This window comes from Roseicella aerolata, from assembly GCF_020523605.1.
In the GTDB taxonomy this organism is placed as follows: Bacteria; Pseudomonadota; Alphaproteobacteria; order Acetobacterales; family Acetobacteraceae; genus Paracraurococcus; species Paracraurococcus aerolatus.
On the sequence record NZ_JAJAQI010000007.1, the window covers coordinates 142061 to 160341 of the forward strand.

Genomic DNA, 18281 nt, shown 5'->3' on the forward strand with positions numbered 1-18281 from the left:
TTGTCCTTTTGCCGGATGGATATCAGGTGGGCGGGATCTTCGTCATGGGGCCCGGCGGGTCAGTGCCGGGCGAAGAGGCGCTCCCCCTCCGGCGCGCCGAACAGAATCACGTCATAGGGCTCGCCGGGGATGTCCATGCCGGGGGCCGAGGCCGGCATGCCCGGGGCGGAGAGGCCGCGCGCCGCCGGCCGCTCGGCCAGCAGGCGGCGCAGGTCGCCGGCCGGGACATGGCCCTCGATGACATAACCCTCGAGCAGGGCGGTGTGGCAGGACCACAGCGGCTCCGGCACGGCATGGGCGCGCTTGACCGCCGCCATGTCGGCGACGTCGCGCGCCTGCGCCGCGAAGCCGGCGCGCTGCAGATGGCGGACCCAGCCCTCGCAGCAGCCGCAATTCGCGTCCTTCCACACCTCGATCCGCGGGCCGGCCGCCCAGGCGGGCATCGCGGCCGCGCCGAGCGCGAGGAGCCCGAGGCGCAGCGCGCCGCGCCGGCCGGTCACAGCCCGCGCATCCGCATGCCGCGGAGATGCTCCGCCATCAACTCGTCGGCGGTGCGCCTCTGCTCCTCGGACAGTACGGCGTAGAGCGAGCCGGCGGCCGCCGCCACCGCGCGCGTCGCCTCCAGCTCGGTGGCAAGCATCGCGGCGCGCCGCTCGAGCTGTTCCGGCGCGGTCGGCGTCTGGCCGGCCTGGCCCGGCTGGGCATGGGCCTGGCGCAGTTGCCCGGCCGCGGTGCGGACCGCATCGGCGAAGGCATTCCATTGCGGTGCCTGGGCGTCGGTGATGCGAAGCTCGGTGCGGAGATAGGCGATCTGCCCCTCGATGCGCCGGAAGGGCTGCATGCCGCCGCGCATCGCCATCATGCGCTGCATCATCTGCATCATCTGGCCCATCTCGCCCTGCATGCCCATTCCTGGCATGCCCATCCCCGGCATGCCGCCCGGGGCGGGCATTCCCATCCCCGGCATGCCCATGCCGGGTGTCCCGGGCCGCGCTGGCGCCGGGGCGGCTGGCGGCGGCGCGGGCGGCGCCGGCTGCTGCGCCACCTGCTGGCCCTCCGGATGATGCGCGGCATGGTCCGCGTCCTGCGCCTGCTGCGCCGCCGCGGGACCGGCGAACCCCAGCGCGAGGGCAAGGGCGAAGGCGCCGCGGATACCCATCACCGAAACTCCTGTCATGGCGTCCCTCCAACGGCCTTGCTGCCGGGCGGCCGGCCTGGCCGCGATGCCGTGCCAGCCTCACCTGCGCCCGGCGCGTCGGCCTTGTCCTGGATCAACGCAGGAGGCCGGGTCTGTGCCGCATCGCCGGACCATGCGGAAGCCGGGCGCGGCAGGCGCAGGCTCCGTCCCCCTTTCGGCATGCAGAATCAAGCCCCTGACAGCAGGCAGGTGCAAGCCGAAGGATCACGCATCCAGGCCGACACAGTGCGACAAAGCATTGCGGCATACATCCGCGCCGCATCAGCGGCGTTGCCGCCGCAAGGACGGCACGAGGAGGCACCGGCCCATCCCGACCTGCGCCCGGCGGCGGACCCGCCGCCCTCCTCCCTTCGTGCCAGCGCAGGAGGCCCTCATATGCGGCAGCACCTGCTCGGCGTGCTGGCCATCGCGACGGCGCTGCTCGCGGCACCGTCCCTTGCCCAGCAGACCGAGGATTTCGAAGGCAATTACGATCCTACCCGGACCTATGAGCCGAACGCGCCCGCCGGCCCCAGCACCTGGCATGACGTCATGCTGCTCCCGCCCGGCGAGCAGGCGCCCTTCGACGCCGCCATCCGCGCGGACCGGCGCTATGTCGACGGCATGCGCCGCCACCATGAGGGGGCGGTGACGATGTCGGAGGCGTATCTGCGCGACCCGGCTTCCTCCAGCCCGCGGATGCGGCGGCTCGCGCGCGCCATCATCGCCAACCAGCGCTACGAGATCGCGCTGATGGACGACGTCGCGCGCCGCCTGGAGGAGCCGGTGCGCATCCTCGATCTCGGCATCACCCGGCTCGCCATCCGCGCCATGGCCACCGAGAATCTCGGCCAGCACTGGCGCGTGCTGCCGGTGCCCATCCCGGGCCCGCTCGACCCCGCCGGGCCGGTCAGCGCACGCGACGTGCAATTCGCCAAGGGCATGATCGAGCATCACGCGGCGGCGCTCGACATGGCGCGCGGCTAAAACGCGGATCCGGAGGCGCGCAACGGCTTCCTCAAGATCCTCAACGTCAACATCATCACCGACCAGAGCCAGGAGATCGCGCTGATGCGTGCGACCATGGCCGCCTATCCCGGCGATGCCGACGCCATCGCCGTGCCACCGGGGATGGTGCATGGCATGCCGGGGGTGGCGGAAGGCGCGGCCGCCCACGGCACGCATTAGCCCGCGATCGCCCTGAGTGCGCGCGCCGCGGGCGGGCACGCCAGGGCGTGAATCGCTGGCTCGAGAAAGCCAGGCCCGGATCGCCCGGGCACAGTCCGGGCGATCCGGGCCTGGGAACGGCGGCGCGCCAGGCGGGCGGCGTGATGTGGATCGCGCCCTCCATGGCGGGCCACGCAGGTGCCGCCCGGTACTGCCCTTGCCACCGCCAGAAGGAGTGGAGTCCATGGAGCCGCAGCCCACCGGCACGCGCCGCCCCGCGCACGGCCACCACCATGACGCCGCCACCAGCGCCGGGCTGGTGACGGACCCGGTCTGCGGCATGAAGGTCGATCCGCACCGGACGCAGCACCGCGCGGACCATGCCGGGCAGCCCTTCCATTTCTGTTCCGCGGGCTGCCGGGCCAAATTCCTGGCCGACCCGGCCCGCTATCTCGGCGGCCCGGAGACACGGGACCTGCGCGCCGAGCCGGTCGCGCCCGGCACGATCTACACCTGCCCCATGCACCCGCAGATACGCCAGATCGGCCCCGGCAGCTGCCCGATCTGCGGCATGGCGCTGGAGCCAGAACTGGCGACCGCGGAGGCCGCGCCGAATCCGGAGCTGGTGGACTTCACCCGCCGCTTCTGGATCGGGCTCGTCCTGACCCTGCCGGTGCTGGCGCTCGAGATGGGCGGGCACCTGCTGGGGCTCGAGCATCTGGTCGGCCGCTCCACCTCGAACTGGCTGCAACTGCTCTTCGGCACGCCGGTCGTGCTCTGGGCGGGCTGGCCCTTCTTCCAGCGCGGCTGGTTCTCGGTGGTGAACCGAAGCCTCAACATGTTCACCCTCATCGCGCTCGGCACCGGCGTCGCCTGGGTCTACAGCCTGGTGGCGACCATCGCGCCCGGCCTCTTCCCGCCCGCCTTCCGTGCCCCGGACGGATCGGTCGCGGTCTATTTCGAGGCGGCCGCGGTGATCATCGTGCTGGTGCTGCTCGGCCAGGTGCTGGAACTGCGCGCGCGTGAGCGCACCGGCGGCGCCATCCGTGCCCTGCTCGACCTCGCCCCGGCCATGGCCCGGCGGATCAGGGCGGACGGGACGGAGGAGGAGGTGCCGCTGGAGGAGGTCTCGGTCGGGGACCGGCTGCGCATCCGCCCCGGTGACAAGGTGCCGCTCGATGGCGAGGTGCTGGAGGGCGGCAGCCATGTGGACGAGAGCCTGGTGACCGGTGAGTCCGTGCCCGTGGCGAAGGCGCCGGGCGCGCGCGTCATCGGCGGCACGCTGAACGGCCAGGGCGCCTTCGTCATGCGCGCCGACCGCGTGGGCCAGGACACGGTGCTGGCGCGGATCGTGCAGATGGTGGCTGCGGCCCAGCGCTCCCGCGCGCCGATCCAGCGGCTGGCGGATGAGGTCTCCGCCTGGTTCGTCCCGGCCGTCGTGGCGATCGCCGTCCTCGCCGCGGTCGCCTGGCTGGTCTGGGGCCCCGATCCCCGCGCCGCCTATGCCATCGTCGCGGCGGTCACGGTGCTGATCATCGCCTGCCCCTGCGCGCTCGGCCTGGCCACGCCGATGTCCATCATGGTCGGGGTCGGGCGCGGCGCGCAGGCCGGCGTGCTGATCAAGAATGCCGAGGCGCTGGAGCGGATGGAGCGCATCGACACGCTGGTGGTGGACAAGACCGGCACGCTGACCCGCGGCCGGCCGGAGGTGGTCGCCGTGGCGCCGGGGCCGGGCTTTGCGGAGGCGGAGGTGCTGCGCCTGGCGGCGGGGCTGGAACGGCCGAGCCAGCACCCGCTGGCCGAGGCGGTGGTGCGCGCCGCCGAGGCCCGCGGCCTTCCCCTGCCGGCGGTCGAGGCGTTCGACGCCCCGACCGGCCGCGGCGTCACCGGGCGGGTCGAGGGCCGGCAGGTCGCGGTCGGCAATGCCCGGCTGATGCAGGAGCAGGGCGTCGACGCGACCCCGGTCGCCGCCGAGGCGGAGCGGCTGCGCGGCGAGGGCGCGACGGCCTTCTTCGTCGCGGTGGATGGCCGGCCCGCCGGGCTGGTCGCGGTCGCCGACCCGGTGAAGGAGACGACGCCGGCCGCCCTCGCCGGCCTGGCCGAGGAGGGCGTGCGGGTGGTGATGCTGACCGGCGACAACCGCACCACGGCCGAGGCGGTCGCCCGCCGGCTCGGCATTGCCGAGCTGGTGGCCGAGGTGCTGCCGGAGGACAAGCAGAAGGTGGTGGACCGGCTCCGCGCGGATGGGCGGCGCGTGGCCATGGCGGGCGACGGGGTGAACGACGCGCCGGCGCTGGCGGCGGCCGAGGTGGGCATCGCCATGGGCACCGGGACGGATGTGGCGATCGAGAGCGCGGGCGTCACCTTGCTGGGCGGCGACCTCACCGGCATCCTGCGGGCGCGTCGGCTGTCGCGCGCGGTGATGCGCAACATCCGGCAGAACCTCTTCTTCGCCTTCGCCTACAACGCGGCAGGCGTTCCGGTGGCGGCCGGGGTGCTCTACCCGGCCTTCGGTATCCTGCTCTCGCCGGTGATCGCGGCGGCGGCAATGGCGTTGTCCTCGGTCAGCGTGGTCGGCAATGCGCTCAGGCTGCGGCGGGCGCGGCTGGAGTGACGCGCATGGCAGCGAGGGCGATGGCCGGGAGAACGGAATGGCAATGACCTGGCGGCAAGGCATCCGCCTCCTGCTCCTCGGCGCGGCGCTGCTGGCGGCACAGCCCGCCCCGGCCCGCGCCGCGCCGGACCCCTTCGAGGCGGTGAACCGCCGCATCCACGGCTTCAACCAGGGCGTCCAGGCCCGGCTGCTCGGCCCGCTGGTGGAGATCTACCACGCCACCACTACGCCGGAGGCGCGGCGCGGCCTGGCCAATGCGCTCGCCAACCTGAACGAGCCGGTGACGGCGGCGAGCGGCCTCGCCGCCGGGCAGGCCGGGCTTGCCTGGAACGCGGCGACGCGTTTCGGCATCAACTCCACGCTCGGCCTGGGCGGGGTGGAGGACCGGGCCGCCGCGCTCGGCTATCCGCGGCGTCCCTTCGGTGTCGCGGATGCGCTCTGCGCCTGGCGGGTGCCGAGCGGCCCCTTCCTGGTGTTGCCGCTGCTCGGCCCCTCCACGCTGCGCGATGCCGGGGCGCAGTTCGCCACCACGGCCGCGCTCGCCCAGGCGCTGGGGCCGGATATCGTCCTCGCCTGGGGCACGGGGGATGCGCTGGTCGGCTATGCCGGCATCCACCACGCGCTGGCGCGGCTGGAGGCGGAGTCGCTCGACGCCTATGCGGTGCTGCGCAGCGCCTACCGGCAGCGGCGCGCCGCCACCTGCCCGCAGGACCGGCCGGCGGAGGCGGAGGACGAGGAGGCGGCGGAACCGCGCTGAGCGGCGCCTGCCGCCCGCCGGATCAGAACAGCAGGCCCTTCCGCAGCATCCCGTGCACGCCCTTCTCGCCGTTCACCGTCTGCGTCACGCGGAAATCCACGGCCAGCGAGCAGAAGGCATAGGCCTGCTCGCGCGAGAGGTTCGTCCGGCCGCAGATGAAGGCGATCATCTCCCGCAGCGCCTGCTTCATCGCCTGGTCCAGATCCTCGTTCAGACCCATGGCGATGTAGTGCGTCGGCGTCTCCGCCCGCGGCATCCGCTGGCCGGTCCCCTTGTGCAACAGGAAGGTGAAGGTACCGGTCAGGCACATCTCGAGGGCGGTGACGCAGACCTCGCCATCGCCCTGCACGCCATGCCCGTCGCCCACCGAGAAATTCGCGCCCGGCACATGCACCGGCAGGAAGAGCGTGCTGCCCGCCTGAAGCTCCTTGTTGTCGAGGTTGCCGCCATGGATCCGCGGCTCCTTGGAGGAGATCCGGCCGAAGGCGGGCGGCGGCGCCACGCCCATCACGCCGAAGAAAGGGGCGAGGGCCAGTTCCGTCCCCCAGGGCAGGCGGCAGGTGCGGCGCGCCCGGTCCACCGCGCTGTGGAACAGGTGGAACTCGGGGAAATCCTCGGGCAGCGTGCCCATCAGCGGCGCGACCATGGTGTAGCCCCAGTCCGCGCCGGGCTCGATGCGCTCGATCCGCACCTCCAGCGTATCGCCCGGTTCGGCGCCCTCGACCGCGATCGGGCCGGTGAGGATGTGCCCCGTCGCGGCGCCGGGATTGGCGGCGATGATGGCCGAAAGCTCGGGCGGCACCGCCATGCCGCTGCCCGGTGGCGGCAGCACCTCCGCCCGGCCGGAGACGCATTGCACCTCCACCCTGTCGCCGGAGGCGATGTGGAGCACGGGCGGAAAACCAGCGCTGAAGGCGCCGGCCCGGACGGTCTCGGGCGCAGCGCGGAGCGTGTGGAGGGCCATGGCGCAGTCATCTCTTGCGGAGGGACCGCGATGATGCGCCGCCGGGCGGCATGTGGCCAAGGGCCCCCGTACCCGCCGGGGCCCGGAGGGGGCTATGCCGGTCCCGCCGGCCAGACTAGCCTCGTTCCACCCCCTTGCGCCTGACCTGGGGCGTCTTCCCGAGCCAACGGGAGGCAGCGGGGACCGGAAACGACCAAGGGATCGACCATGACGGATATCCGATACCTGGCGCCACGATCGCTCGAGGAAGCGGTCAGCGCCTTCGCCGCCGCCCAGGGGGCGGCGCGCATCCTGGCCGGCGGCACCGACCTTCTGGTGCAGATGCGCAACGGCGTGGTGAAGCCCGGCCTGATCGTCGACATCAAGAAGATCGCGGAGATGACCGAGATCGCGGAGACGCCGGAGGGCGGGTTCCGCATCGGTGCCGCCATCTCCGGCGCGACGCTCGCCGAGCATCCGCGCTTCGGCAAGGCCTGGCCGGGCGTGCTGGAGGCGATCAACCTCATCGGCTCCAAGCAGGTGCAGGGCCGCGCCTCGCCCGGCGGCAACCTGTGCAACGGCTCGCCCGCCGGGGACAGCGTGCCGGCCATGATCGCGGCGGGCGCGGTGGTGACCGTGCAGGGCCCGAACGGGCGCCGGCAGATGCCGGTGGAAGCCGTGCCGGCCGGGCCGGGCCGCACCCATCTGGCGCCGGGCGAGATCGTGGTGAGCTTCACCCTGCCGCCGCGGCCGGCAGGCTCGGGCGACGCCTATCTGCGCATGATCCCGCGCACCGAGATGGACATCGCGGTCGTCGGCTGCGGCGTCAGCCTGACCCTGCAGGGCGGCACCGTCACCGCGGCGCGCGTCGGCCTGGGCGCCGTGGCGCCCACCGTGCTGCTGGTCGAGGACGCCGCCAGGGCGCTGATCGGCAGCCGGCTGGAGGAGGAGGCGCTGGAGGCCGCCGCCGCCGCCTGCCGCGCCGCCTGCAGGCCCATCAACGACAAGCGGGGCACCATCGCCTACCGCATCAAGGTCGCCGGGGTGCTGCTGAAGCGCACCGCCGCCATCGCCGCGCAGCGGGCAGGGGGGAACTGATCGCCATGGCCAAGGTCCATGTCACCACCACCATCAATGGCGAGCCGGCCGAGTTCCTCTGCGAGCCGGACAAGAGCATGCTGGACGTGCTGCGCAACACCCTGGGCCTGACCGGCACCAAGGAAGGCTGCGGCACCGGCGATTGCGGCGCCTGCTCCATCACCGTGGATGGCCGCCTGGTCTGCGCCTGCCTGATGCTGGCCGCCGAGGCCGAAGGCCATGAGATCGGCACCATCGAGGGCATGGCCCGGGGCGAGGCGCTGCACCCGCTGCAGCAGAAATTCCTGGAGATGGCGGCGCTGCAATGCGGCATCTGCACGCCGGGCGTGCTGATCGCGGCGAAGTCGCTGCTGGAGAAGAACCCGGACCCGACGGAGACGGAGGTGCGCTTCGGCCTGGCCGGCAATCTCTGCCGCTGCACGGGCTATGACAAGATCGTCCGCGCGGTGCTCGAGACCGCCGCCGAGATGCGGGAGACTGCCCAATGAACGTCATCAGCGACAAGCTCCAGGTCGAGGGCAACAGGTGGATCGGCACCCGCACCGTCCGCCCGGACGGGGCGGACAAGGTGACGGGCCGCGCCGCCTATGCCGCCGACAACACCATGCCCGGCATGATCTGGGGCAAGGTGCTGCGCAGCCCGCATGCGCATGCGGTCATCCGCTCGGTCGATACGTCCAAGGCCGAGGCGCTGCCGGGCGTGAAGGCGGTGGTGACGGCCAGGGACATCGTGGACTTCCCCGTCGACAAGTCCGTCATGCTCGGCATCCAGGACATGCGCTGGATGTGCCGCAACGTGATGGCGCGGGAGAAGGCGCTGTTCCACGGCCACCCCATCGCCGCCGTCGCCGCCATCAACGAGGAGGTAGCGGCCGAGGCCTGCCGGCTGATCGAGGTGGACTACGAGGTCCTGCCGCATGTCATCGAGATCGAGGACGCGATCAGGCCGGACGCGCCGATCCTGCATGACTTCCTGAAGCATGAGGGCAAGCCCTCCAACATCGCCGGCACGATGACCGCGAAGCTCGGCGATGTGGAGGCCGGCTTCGCCGAGGCGGATGTGATCGTGGAGCGGACCTTCCGCACCCGCCCCGTCCACCAGGGCTATATCGAGCCGCAGGCCTGCACCGTCAGCTATGCCGCCGATGGGCGCGCGACGATCTGGAGCTCCTCCCAGGGGCAGTTCATGGTCCGGGCCATGACCTCGCTGCTGACGGGCGTGCCGCAGAGCAACATCAAGGCGATCCCGGCCGAGATCGGCGGCGGCTTCGGCGCCAAGACCATCATCTATCTCGAGCCGCTGGCCCTGCTGCTGTCGAAGAAGTCCGGCCGTCCCGTGAAGATGGTGATGACGCGGGAGGAGGTGATGCGGGCGACCGGCCCGACCTCCGGCTCCTTCAGCACCGTCAGGATCGGCGCGAAGAAGGATGGCACCATCGTCGCCGCCCAGGGCACCTTCTACATCCAGGCGGGCTGCCTGCCCGGCGGGCCCCTGCGCGGGCCGGTCGGCTGCGCCTTCGCGCCCTATGAGATCCCGAACGTCCTCTCGGTCGGCTTCGATGTCGTCTCCAACCGCTCCAAGGTCGCGGCCTATCGCGCGCCGGGCGCGCCGCTCGGCGCCTATGCCGCCGAATGCGTGCTGGACGAGGTGGCCGAGAAGCTGGGGATGGACCCGCTGGAGCTGCGGCTGAAGAACAGCGCCAAGCCCGGCAGCAAGGCCGCCTATGGCGCCACTTTCGGCAAGGTCACCTTCGAGGAGACGGTCGAGGCCATCAGGACTCACGAACACTACAAGGCGCCGCTCGAGCGCAACCCGCGCCCGGGCGTCAGGCGCGGCCGCGGCGTCGCCTCCGGCTTCTGGTACAATGCCGGCGGTGAATCCTCGGCACAGGTGAACATCACCGAGGACGGCAATGTCCTGGTGACCACCGGCCATCCGGATGTCGGCGGCTCCCGCGCCTCCATCGCCAATGTCACGGCGGAGCTGCTGGGGATCGAGCACGGCCGTGTCTCGGTGCAGATCGGCGACACCTCCTCCATCGGCTTCTCCAACCTCACGGGCGGCAGCCGCGTCACCTTCGCCTCGGCGATGGTGGTCACGCAATCGACCGAGAAGGTGATCACCCAGCTCCGCGAGCGCGCCGCGAAGATCTGGAAGATCGACCCGGAGGCGGTGACCTGGGAGAATGGCGAGGCGCGACCGGCCGGCCCGAATGCCGGCCAGTTCCCGCCGCTGACGTTGAAGGAGCTGGCGGCCAAGGCGAATGAGATGGGCGGGCCTATCGGCGCCGGCGTGCAGCTCAACACCCAGGGCGCCGATCCGGGCTTCGCCACCCATGTGGTGGATGTCGAGGTGGATGTCGATCTCGGCATCGTCCGGGTGCTGCGCTACACCGCGGCGCAGGATGTCGGCCGCGCCCTGCACCCGAGCTATGTCGAGGGGCAGATCCAGGGCGGCGTGGTGCAGGGCATCGGCTGGGCGCTGAGCGAGGAATACCTGTATGACCGGCAGGGCCGCCTCGACAATGCCGGCTTCCTCGACTACCGCATGCCGGTCTGCTCCGACGTGCCGATGATCGAGCCGGTGATGCTCGAGATCCCGAACCCGAAGCACCCGCAGGGCGTGCGCGGCGTGGGCGAGGCGCCGATCGTCCCGCCGCTCGCGGCCATCGCCAACGCGGTCTACGACGCGCTCGGCAAGCGCTTCTACAGCCTGCCGATGTCGCCGCCGAAGGTGCTGGAAGCGCTGGAGGAGTAGAACAGGATGGCCCGGCTGCCACGGCGGCCGGGCCTTCTCGCATCCGGGCTCAGCGTGTCGCCGCGGTCAGCCCGCCATCCACCACCAGCTCGGTGCCGGTGATGTACTTCGCCTCGTCGGAGGCCAGGAACAGCGCGGCATGGGCCACGTCCCATCCCTCGCCCATATGGCCCATCGGCACCTGGCCGTTGCGCTTCGCCACGAAGCCCTCCAGGTCGCCGCCCGCGAATTCCTCGGCCAGCTTCTGCACCAGCGGCGTGTACATCAGGCCCGGCAGCACGCAGTTCAGCCGGATGCCGCGCTGGGCGTAGCTGATGGCGGTGGTCTTGCTGAAATGGATCAGCCCGGCCTTGGCGGCGCAATAGGCCGCCTGCGGCTTGCCGGTGTAGCGGATGCCGGCGGTGGAGGCGATGCTGACCACCGCGCCCCTGCCCTGCCGTTCCATGATCGGCAGCACCGCCCGGCAGCAGAGAAAGGCGCTCTTCAGGTTGATGTCGATCTGGCGGTCCCAGAGGGCCACCTCCATCTCCCCGGCGATGGCGGGCTCGGACTTGCCGACATTGTTCACCAGGATGTCGATCCGGCCGAAGCGCGCCAGGCAGTCCGCCACCAGCGCCTCCACCTGCCTCTCATCGGTGACGTCGCCGGCGGCAGTGACGCAGGTGCCGCCCTCGCCCTCGATGATCGCCCGGGTCTCGCGCGCCGCCGCCTCATTGATGTCGACGCCATAGATGCGTGCGCCCTGCCGGGCGAAGAGCACCGCGATGGACTTGCCGTTGCCCCAGCCGGGCCCGACGGAGCCGCAGCCGGTCAGGAACACCACCTTGTCCGTCAGCTTCAGCATGGATCCTCCCTGGGCGCCCCGCGCCGCTATTCGATCTCGATATTCGCGGCCCGGATCACCGGGGCCCAGAGCGCGGCTTCCTCCGCGATGAAGCGGCGCGCATGCTCGGGGCCGGAGTCGGTGATGGGCACATAGGCGATGCCCTCGAGCTCCCGCCGCATCTCCGGGCTCGACATCACCGCGCGGGCCGCGGCGCCGAGCCGTTCCAGCCGGTCGGCCGGCGTGCCTGGCGGGGCGGAGAGGTAGTTGGCGATGCGGGTGACGAGGTCGAGGCCCTCCTCCCGCGCCGTCGGGATGTCCGGCGCCACCGCCGCGCGCTCGGTGCCGAAGACGGAGATGATGCGGAGCTGCCCATCACGGTGCATCGGCAGCAGCGGCGTGAAGGTATCCACCATGAAGGACAGGTTGCCCGCCAGCACATCCTGGATCGCCGGCGCCGCGCCGCGATAGGGGACATGCACCATGTCGAGCCCGCCGGCCCGCACCCGCAGCAGTTCCGCCGAGAGGTGCGGACCGCCGCCGATGCCGGAGCTGCCGTAGCTGAGCTCCCCCGGCTTGGCGCGGATCATCGCCACCAGTTCGGTCAGCGTCCGCACGCCGAGGCGCGGGCTGACCGCCAGCACGATCGGCGTGATGCCGAGGATGGCGACATGCGCGAAGCCCGTGACCGGGTCATAGGGCGGCACGCGGCGGGTCAGCGGCCCGGTCACGCCGGAGGTCGGGCTGTGGAAGATCAGCGTATGGCCGTCCGGCCGGGCGCGGGCGACCTCCGCGCCGCCGATCAGCCCGCCGGCGCCGCCGCGATTCTCCACGACGATGCCCTGGCCGAGCTCGCGGCCGAAGCGCTCGGCGAAGATGCGGGCGAAGATGTCGGTGGTGCCCGCCGGCGGGAAGGGCACGACGAGGCGGATGGGCGCGTTCGGGAAGGAGGACTGCGCAAGGGCCGGACGCAGGCGCATCGCCAGGGCGGCGGCCCCCGCCCCGGCCAGGATCTGGCGTTTCCGCATGCTCGTTTCCTCGTCTGGCTGGTGGCCATCCAAGCCCCGCAGGGCCGGGGCGGCAAGGGCCGGGGTGCGGGCCGATCGCCGGCCGCGGCCTTCCCCGGCATGCCGTCTTTGCCGAGCGCAAGGCGCATCCGGGGGAGTGGGCAGGCTGCCGTGCCTGGCCCCGGGTCCCGGAACCCTTGCCAGTGCAGCGCGGCCTCTGCACGCTCGCGCCGGCGGGTGGCACCTGTCCGGGTTGCCGCCCCTTCGGGAAGGGACCAGCCGATGCAGCGTCGCGACCTCCTCAGGACCTCCGCCGCCGGTGCCGCACTCCTCGCGGCGCCGCGCCTCCCCGCCGCGCAGGAACAGCGCGTGCTGCGCTTCGTGCCGCAGGCCGACCTGGCGATCCTCGACCCGATCACCACCACGGGTTTCGTCACCCGCAACCATGCCTTCCTGGTCTTCGACACGCTCTATGGCTGGGATGATGCCTATCGCGCGCAGCCGCAGATGGTGGAAGGCCATGTCATCGAGGATGACGGCCGGACCTGGGTGATGACGCTGCGCGAGGGCCTGCGCTTCCATGACGGCGAGCCGGTGCGGGCGCGCGACGTGGTGGCGAGCGTGAAGCGCTGGGGCGCGCGTGACCAGTTCGGCCTGGCCGTCATGGCGGTGGTGGAGGAGATCGCGGCCCCCTCCGACCGTGTGGTCCGCTGGCGCCTCCGGCGCCCCTTCCCCATGCTGCCCGATGCGCTGGGCAAGCCGGGCGCCAATGTCGCCTTCATCATGCCGGAGCGGCTGGCGAGCACCGACCCGGCCCTGCCGATCAGCGAGATGGTCGGCAGCGGCCCGTACCGCTTCCTGGCCTCCGAACGCGTGCCCGGCTCCCGCGCCGTCTATGCGAAGTTCGATGGCTATGTGCCGCGGCCGGGGGGCACGGCCAGCCTGCTTGCCGGGCCCAAGCTGGCGCAGTTCGACCGGGTGGAGTGGCTGACCATCCCGGATGCCAGCACCGCCGCCGCGGCGCTGCGCCGCAACGAGGTGGACTGGTGGGAACAGCCGACCTCCGACCTGCTGCCGACGCTGCGCCGCGCGCGGGGCCTGAAGGTGGAGGTGCTGGACCCGACCGGCGCGATCGGGATGCTGCGCCCGAACCACCTGCACCCGCCCTTCGACAATCCGGCGATCCGCCGCGCCCTGCTCGGCGCCATCAACCAGGCGGATGTCATGACGGCGGTCGCCGGCACCGATCGCGCGCTCTGGCGCGATGGCGTCGGCTTCTTCACGCCCGGCTCCCTGATGGCGAGCGAGGAGGGGATGGAGGCGCTGACCCGCCCGCGCGACATCGCCGCCTCCCGCCGCGCGCTGGAGCAGGCCGGCCACAAGGGCGAGAAGGTCCTGCTGATGGCGCCCACCGACTTCCCGGCCATCAATGCGATGAGCGAGGTGGTGGCGGACACCTTCCGCCAGCTCGGCCTCAACCTCGACTACGCCGCGATGGACTGGGGCTCCGCCCTGCGGCGCCAGGCGAACCGCGAGCTGCCGGAGCGCGGCGGCTACAACGCCTTCTGCACCTACACGGCGGGGGTGAACCAGTTCAACCCGGCGGCGCACAACTTCATCCGCGGCAGCGGCCTCAGCGCCACCTTCGGCTGGTCCACCAGCCCGCGGCTGGAGGAGCTGCGGAACGAATGGCTGCAATCGGACTCGGACGATGCCCGCCGCCGCATCGGGCGGGAGATGCAGCGCCAGGCCTTCCTCGACGTGCCCTATGTGCCGCTCGGCCAGTTCTACCAGCCGACGGCCTTCCGCGAGGATCTGACGGGCATGCTGAAGGGGCTGCCGCTGTTCTGGAACATCCGCCGCGGCTGAGCGGCGCGCCGGCCTCGGGCCCCGGCGGTCAGGGCGCCTGCGGCAGGCGCTCCGCGCGCATCGGCAGGCCGCCGGCGGGGCGCAGGGTGATCATCAGCTCGGGGCGCACCGGCGCCTCCGTCGCATGGCGCAGCCGCACCCGCGGCACCAGCACCGCCAGGGCGGCGAGCATCTCCGTCATGGCGAAGTGGTTGCCGATGCAGGTGCGCGGCCCGCCGCCGAAGGGGAAATAGGTGTAGGGCGCCGGCCGCGACCCGCCGGCGAAGCGCCCCGGGTCGAAGCGCGCCGGGTCGGACCAGTGGCGCGGGTCGCGCTGCACCAGCCAGGGGCTGAGGGCCAGGATGGCGCCGCGCGGGATCGCGCAGCCGCCGATCCGGTCCGGGCCGGCGGCCAGCCGGCCGAACCAGCCGACCGGCGGGTAGAGCCGCATCGCCTCCTGCAGCACCGCCCGCGTCAACTCCAGCCTTCCCAGATCGCCGGCCTCCGGCATCGCCCGCCCGTCGAGGGCGCCGGCCAGTTCCGCGCGCACCGCCTCCGCCGCCTCCGGGTGCTGCGCCAGCAGGTGCCAGGTCCAGGTCAGCGCCGCGGCCGAGGTCTCGTGCCCGGCGAGCAGCATGGTCATCGCCTCGTCACGGACCTGGTGGGCATCCACGCCGGTGCCGTCCTCCCCCTGCGCCGCCAGCAGCATTCCCAGCAGGTCCTCGCCGGTCTCGCCGGCGGCGAGGCGGGCCGCGATGATGCCCTCGACCGCCGCGTCGAGCGTCGCCAGCGCGTGGCGGAAGCGGCGGTTGGCGGGCGTCGGTAGCCGTTCCGTCCAGTCCGGCGCGAGCGACCAGAAGCGGCCGGACATCCACTCCTGCACCACCAGCAGCGCCGCGCTGATGGCGGCATCCCCGCCGCGCTGCTCCCGCCCGAACATGCAGCGCACCGCGACGTCGAGCGCGAGGTCCGACATCTCCTGCGAGATGTCGAGGATCCGGCCGGCCGCGGCCGCTGCCTCCCAGCGCCCGGCCAGTTCCGCCGCCGCGGCAGCCATGGCGGGGACGAAGCGGCGGATCCGCTCGGCCCGGAAGGCCGGCTGCAGCAGGCGGCGCTGGCGCTGCCAGAGCGCGCCCTCGCTGGTGACCAGCCCCTCGCCGAGCACCGCCTTCAGCCGGTCATGGAAGGGGGTGCGGCGGTAATTCGCATGGTTCTCCTGCAGCACGGCGCGAATATGCGCGGGATGGGCGAGCAGGAAGAGCGGGTGGCGCCCCGGCATGGCGATCTGCACCACGTCGCCGAGCGCGCGCGCCTGCTCGAACACCGCGAGCGGGTCGCGGGCGAGCGCCGGCAGCATGCCGAGCAGCGGCACGCGGCCACGGAGCACCGGGGCCGTGCCCGGCCCGGCCCGCTCCTCCCCGCTGATTGCCGTGCCGTCACCCATCCTCGCACCTCTGTCCCGGGCGGGCCTCGTCCCGCCATCAACGCGCCGGGGCGGATCGCGGACAGGCGTGAATCCGCCTGGCCATCATTGCCATACAATACCAGTGGCCCGAATGCGTCACCGCATCCGGACAAGGACGCCGTGCCTGCGTCGCGGCCTCTGCCGGCCCTGGCCGGGCGCCGCAAGCGGTGCCGGCCTCCGTCCCGGGGCCTCGCAGCCCCGGCGCCAGGGGATCAGCCACCGCCATGGACGATCGAGCGCCGCCCGCCGGCCTCCTGCGCCGCCGCGAAGCCGGCGATGGCGGCCGCGATCTTCGCGCCGCCCCGTGCCGAGGGCTCGATGGGATTGGCGAAGTCGGCCTCCTCGCTGCAGACCAGCCGCAGGTCGATCAGCGGCAGGCCGCGCGCGAAGGCCTCGCGCGCGATGACGTCGTTGAACAGCGTCAGCCCCGCAATGGCCAGCCGCCGCCGCTGCGCATCCGGGAAGCGCGGGTCGTAGATGGTGCAGAGGGCGGTGGGCAGGCGTTGCGCCAGCACGGTGGCGAGCATCGCGCGATAGTCCTGCCGGAACCGGTCCTGCACGCCGGCCAGCCGCGCCAGCCCCTCCCCCACGCTGCGCGCCGGCTCGCCCAGCACCGGCTCCTGCCGCGCGGCGTCGTTGCCGCCGATGCTGACGACGAGATGCGTCGCCTCCCGCGGGGCGCCGGCGAGCTGGCGGGCGACATCCACCGTCACCGCGCCGTTCACCGCGGCCAGGCTGGCCTGCCAGCCCGCCGGCAGGCGGGAGCGGAGCTGAGTAACGACATCCGGGCCGCCCCCGACATAGGCCTTGTTGTCGAGGATCGAATCCCCCAGCAGGACCACATGGCCGGGCGGCACGCCCGCCCCGCCGGCGTGGGAGGCCGCCATCACCGCAAATCCGCGGCCGAGCACGGCGCGGCGCGCCATGCCACCGGATGTCGCCGCCATGGCCAGCTGTCCTCCTCTCCGCCCATCACCAGGGGCCGTTCAACGCGCGCGGGGCCGGGTGGTGAGAGCGGTGGCGTCCCGCCCGCCGTGCGAGGGCCAGCCGGGCGCCGGGCCGGTGCCGCTGGAGGACGACGGTTGCGTCGTGAAGGCTGCGCACGAAATTCCGGCTCCCGTCGCCGTCCTGCGGTCTCGCCCGGTAAGCGCGAGGCCCATGGCATCGTTCCCGCCGGGACGGCGCGCCGGTGCCTGGGGGTTGGATGCCTCTCATGCCAGGCCGAGCAGGCGGATCGCGCCAAGGCTGAGCCCGATGAGGACCAGCAGCGAGGCCGCCGCCGCCGCGGTCACCCGCACGCCCACCCGCCCCAGCGCCCGCAGATCGACGCCGAGCCCGAGCGCCGCCATGGCGATGCCCGTCAGCAGCCCCGCCGCCAGGCGCAGCGGCGCCAGCGCGGCCTGCGGCACCAGGGAGAGGGCGTTGAGCAGGGCCAGCAGCAGGAAGCCGATGATGAACCACGGCATGTAGCCGGCCGGGCGCCGCCCCGCCGCCTCCCCGGGTGCTGGCGGCCGGAGGCGCCGCGCCAGGAGGGAGAGCGCCAGCACGAGCGGCCCCAGCATCAGCACGCGCAGCAGCTTCACCAGCGTGCCCGCCTGCATGCTGAGGCTGCCGAAGGGCGCGGTGGCCGCCAGCACCTGCGGGACGGCATAGACCGTCATTCCCGCCAGCATGCCGTAACCCTGTGCCGAGAGGCCGAGGGCCGGCGCCAGCAGCGGCAGGCCGAGCACCAGCCCGACGCCGAGCACGGCGGTGAAGGCGATGGCGGAGGCGACCTCCCGCGCGCCCGCGCCGATGATGGGCGCGACCGCCGCGATCGCCGAATTCCCGCAGATCGCGTTGCCCGCCGCGACCAGCACGGCCATGCGATGCGGCAGGCCGAGGATCCGGCCCGCGCCGTAGCTCGCCAGCAGGGAGAGCAGGACGACGGCGGCGATGCCGAGCGGCAGGGCCGGCCCGGCGGCAAGCACCAGCCGCAGGTCGAGCGAGGCGCCAAGCAGGACGATGGCCGTCTCCAGCAGCGGCCCGGCGCTGAAGCGGAGGCCGGGCCGCCATCGCTCCCCCGGCTCCCACCCCGTCCGGAGGGCGGCCCCGAGCAGGATGGCCAGCACCAGCGTATCCAGCCAGGGATGGCGGAAGGCCTGCCGTTCCGCTGCCTCCAGCAGATGCGCGGCCAGCGCGATGCCGATGCAGAGGGCGATCCCGGGCAGGAGACGGAGAGAGGGTTGCAGGGCCTGGATCATGCGCCACTCCTCGCTCCGCCGGCGCGTCCGGCCGGGGCATCAAGGCATCCTCATGCCGGCCGTGCGGCGGGAGAATACTCCGGCCCTGGCCAGAGCGGGTCGCGGACGGGCGTGAACGCCCGGGAGCGAGATTCTGCCCTGCCATCCATGACCTAGACCCGAGTAGCCCTGGCTGGAATCGGCTTGTGATTGGCTGCGGCGCGAGGTGGTGTGATTCGTAGGTGTCCAGCTTGGGCTGGAGGCTTCGATGGCGTGGCGTCGCGGGCAGGCCTATGGGCAGGACCTGCGGGATCGGGTTCTGGCGGCCGAGGGCGAGCCGATACGCGAGGTGGCCGAGCGGCTCTTGGTCAGTCCGTCCTATGTGGTGAAGGTGCGGGCGCG

At 72.8% G+C, this 18281-nt stretch carries 15 protein-coding genes; 7 read left to right on the forward strand and 8 right to left on the reverse strand.

All coding sequences use genetic code 11. The features are described 5' to 3' along the window. Nucleotides 1–59 precede the first annotated feature (59 nt). Together LHA35_RS06745 and LHA35_RS06750 are read right to left on the reverse strand one after the other, a co-directional pair. Nucleotides 60–500: a DUF411 domain-containing protein gene (locus LHA35_RS06745; protein WP_226606120.1), complete on the reverse strand. Its 441-nt coding sequence runs from the start codon at nt 498–500 to the stop codon at nt 60–62. Further along, nucleotides 497–1177 carry a Spy/CpxP family protein refolding chaperone gene (locus LHA35_RS06750; RefSeq protein ID WP_226606122.1) on the reverse strand — a complete coding sequence of 227 codons (681 nt, stop codon included), beginning with the start codon at nt 1175–1177 and terminating at the stop codon, nt 497–499. The genes LHA35_RS06745 and LHA35_RS06750 overlap by 4 nt, the downstream gene beginning before the upstream one ends. A gap of 396 nt (nt 1178–1573) precedes the next feature. On the opposite strand from LHA35_RS06750, the gene LHA35_RS06755 reads away from it, so the two are divergent. The 3 genes from LHA35_RS06755 to LHA35_RS06765 all read left to right on the forward strand — a co-directional run bounded on the left by LHA35_RS06755 (nt 1574) and on the right by LHA35_RS06765 (nt 5715). Then, nucleotides 1574–2164: a DUF305 domain-containing protein gene (locus LHA35_RS06755; protein ID WP_226606124.1), complete on the forward strand. Its 591-nt coding sequence runs from the start codon at nt 1574–1576 to the stop codon at nt 2162–2164. Nucleotides 2165–2588: 424 nt separating this feature from the next. Continuing rightward, the gene (locus LHA35_RS06760; RefSeq protein ID WP_226606125.1) at nt 2589–4958 is read left to right on the forward strand and encodes a heavy metal translocating P-type ATPase; all 2370 of its coding nucleotides are present in this window, start codon (nt 2589–2591) and stop codon (nt 4956–4958) included. A gap of 37 nt (nt 4959–4995) precedes the next feature. Next, nucleotides 4996–5715 carry an MlaA family lipoprotein gene (locus LHA35_RS06765; protein ID WP_226606127.1) on the forward strand — a complete coding sequence of 240 codons (720 nt, stop codon included), beginning with the start codon at nt 4996–4998 and terminating at the stop codon, nt 5713–5715. A 22-nt stretch (nt 5716–5737) separates the two neighbouring features. On the opposite strand, the gene LHA35_RS06770 is transcribed toward LHA35_RS06765, so the two are convergent. After that, on the reverse strand, nt 5738–6679 hold the full coding sequence (locus LHA35_RS06770; RefSeq protein WP_226606130.1) for an acetamidase/formamidase family protein: 942 nt from the start codon (nt 6677–6679) through the stop codon (nt 5738–5740). Nucleotides 6680–6886: 207 nt separating this feature from the next. Between LHA35_RS06770 and LHA35_RS06775 the strand changes: the two genes are divergently transcribed. The 3 genes from LHA35_RS06775 to LHA35_RS06785 are packed head-to-tail and all read left to right on the forward strand — an operon-like array spanning nt 6887 to nt 10514. Then, on the forward strand, nt 6887–7756 hold the full coding sequence (locus tag LHA35_RS06775) for an FAD binding domain-containing protein (protein ID WP_226606133.1): 870 nt from the start codon (nt 6887–6889) through the stop codon (nt 7754–7756). A gap of 5 nt (nt 7757–7761) precedes the next feature. Beyond that, nucleotides 7762–8244, forward strand: coding sequence for a (2Fe-2S)-binding protein (locus tag LHA35_RS06780; RefSeq protein ID WP_226606136.1), 483 nt, complete (start codon nt 7762–7764; stop codon nt 8242–8244). Beyond that, a complete protein-coding gene (locus LHA35_RS06785; protein ID WP_226606139.1) occupies nt 8241–10514 on the forward strand; it encodes a xanthine dehydrogenase family protein molybdopterin-binding subunit in 2274 nt (757 codons plus the stop codon). Before LHA35_RS06780 ends, LHA35_RS06785 begins: the two co-directional genes overlap by 4 nt. A gap of 49 nt (nt 10515–10563) precedes the next feature. Here LHA35_RS06785 and LHA35_RS06790 read toward each other — a convergent pair whose 3' ends face one another. Then, nucleotides 10564–11358, reverse strand: a complete 795-nt coding sequence (locus LHA35_RS06790) for an SDR family NAD(P)-dependent oxidoreductase (protein ID WP_226606141.1) — start codon at nt 11356–11358, stop codon at nt 10564–10566. Between the two features lie 26 nt (nt 11359–11384). Then, complete coding sequence (locus LHA35_RS06795; RefSeq protein ID WP_226606146.1) at nt 11385–12365, reverse strand: Bug family tripartite tricarboxylate transporter substrate binding protein; 981 nt, start codon at nt 12363–12365, stop codon at nt 11385–11387. A 261-nt stretch (nt 12366–12626) separates the two neighbouring features. Here LHA35_RS06795 and LHA35_RS06800 point away from each other — a divergent pair, with 261 nt between their 5' ends. Then, complete coding sequence (locus LHA35_RS06800) at nt 12627–14213, forward strand: ABC transporter substrate-binding protein (RefSeq protein WP_226606149.1); 1587 nt, start codon at nt 12627–12629, stop codon at nt 14211–14213. Between the two features lie 28 nt (nt 14214–14241). Here the strand turns inward: LHA35_RS06800 and LHA35_RS06805 are convergent, their stop codons facing one another. The 3 genes from LHA35_RS06805 to LHA35_RS06815 all read right to left on the reverse strand — a co-directional run bounded on the left by LHA35_RS06805 (nt 14242) and on the right by LHA35_RS06815 (nt 17900). Continuing rightward, entirely contained in the window at nt 14242–15636 is a 1395-nt protein-coding gene (locus LHA35_RS06805; protein ID WP_226606151.1) for a cytochrome P450, read from the reverse strand. A gap of 233 nt (nt 15637–15869) precedes the next feature. Further along, nucleotides 15870–16604 (reverse strand): SGNH/GDSL hydrolase family protein, encoded by a 735-nt coding sequence (locus LHA35_RS06810; protein ID WP_226606153.1) that lies wholly within the window; start codon nt 16602–16604, stop codon nt 15870–15872. A gap of 264 nt (nt 16605–16868) precedes the next feature. After that, nucleotides 16869–17900, reverse strand: a complete 1032-nt coding sequence (locus LHA35_RS06815) for a YeiH family protein (RefSeq protein ID WP_226606156.1) — start codon at nt 17898–17900, stop codon at nt 16869–16871. Between the last annotated feature and the right edge of the window lie 381 nt (nt 17901–18281).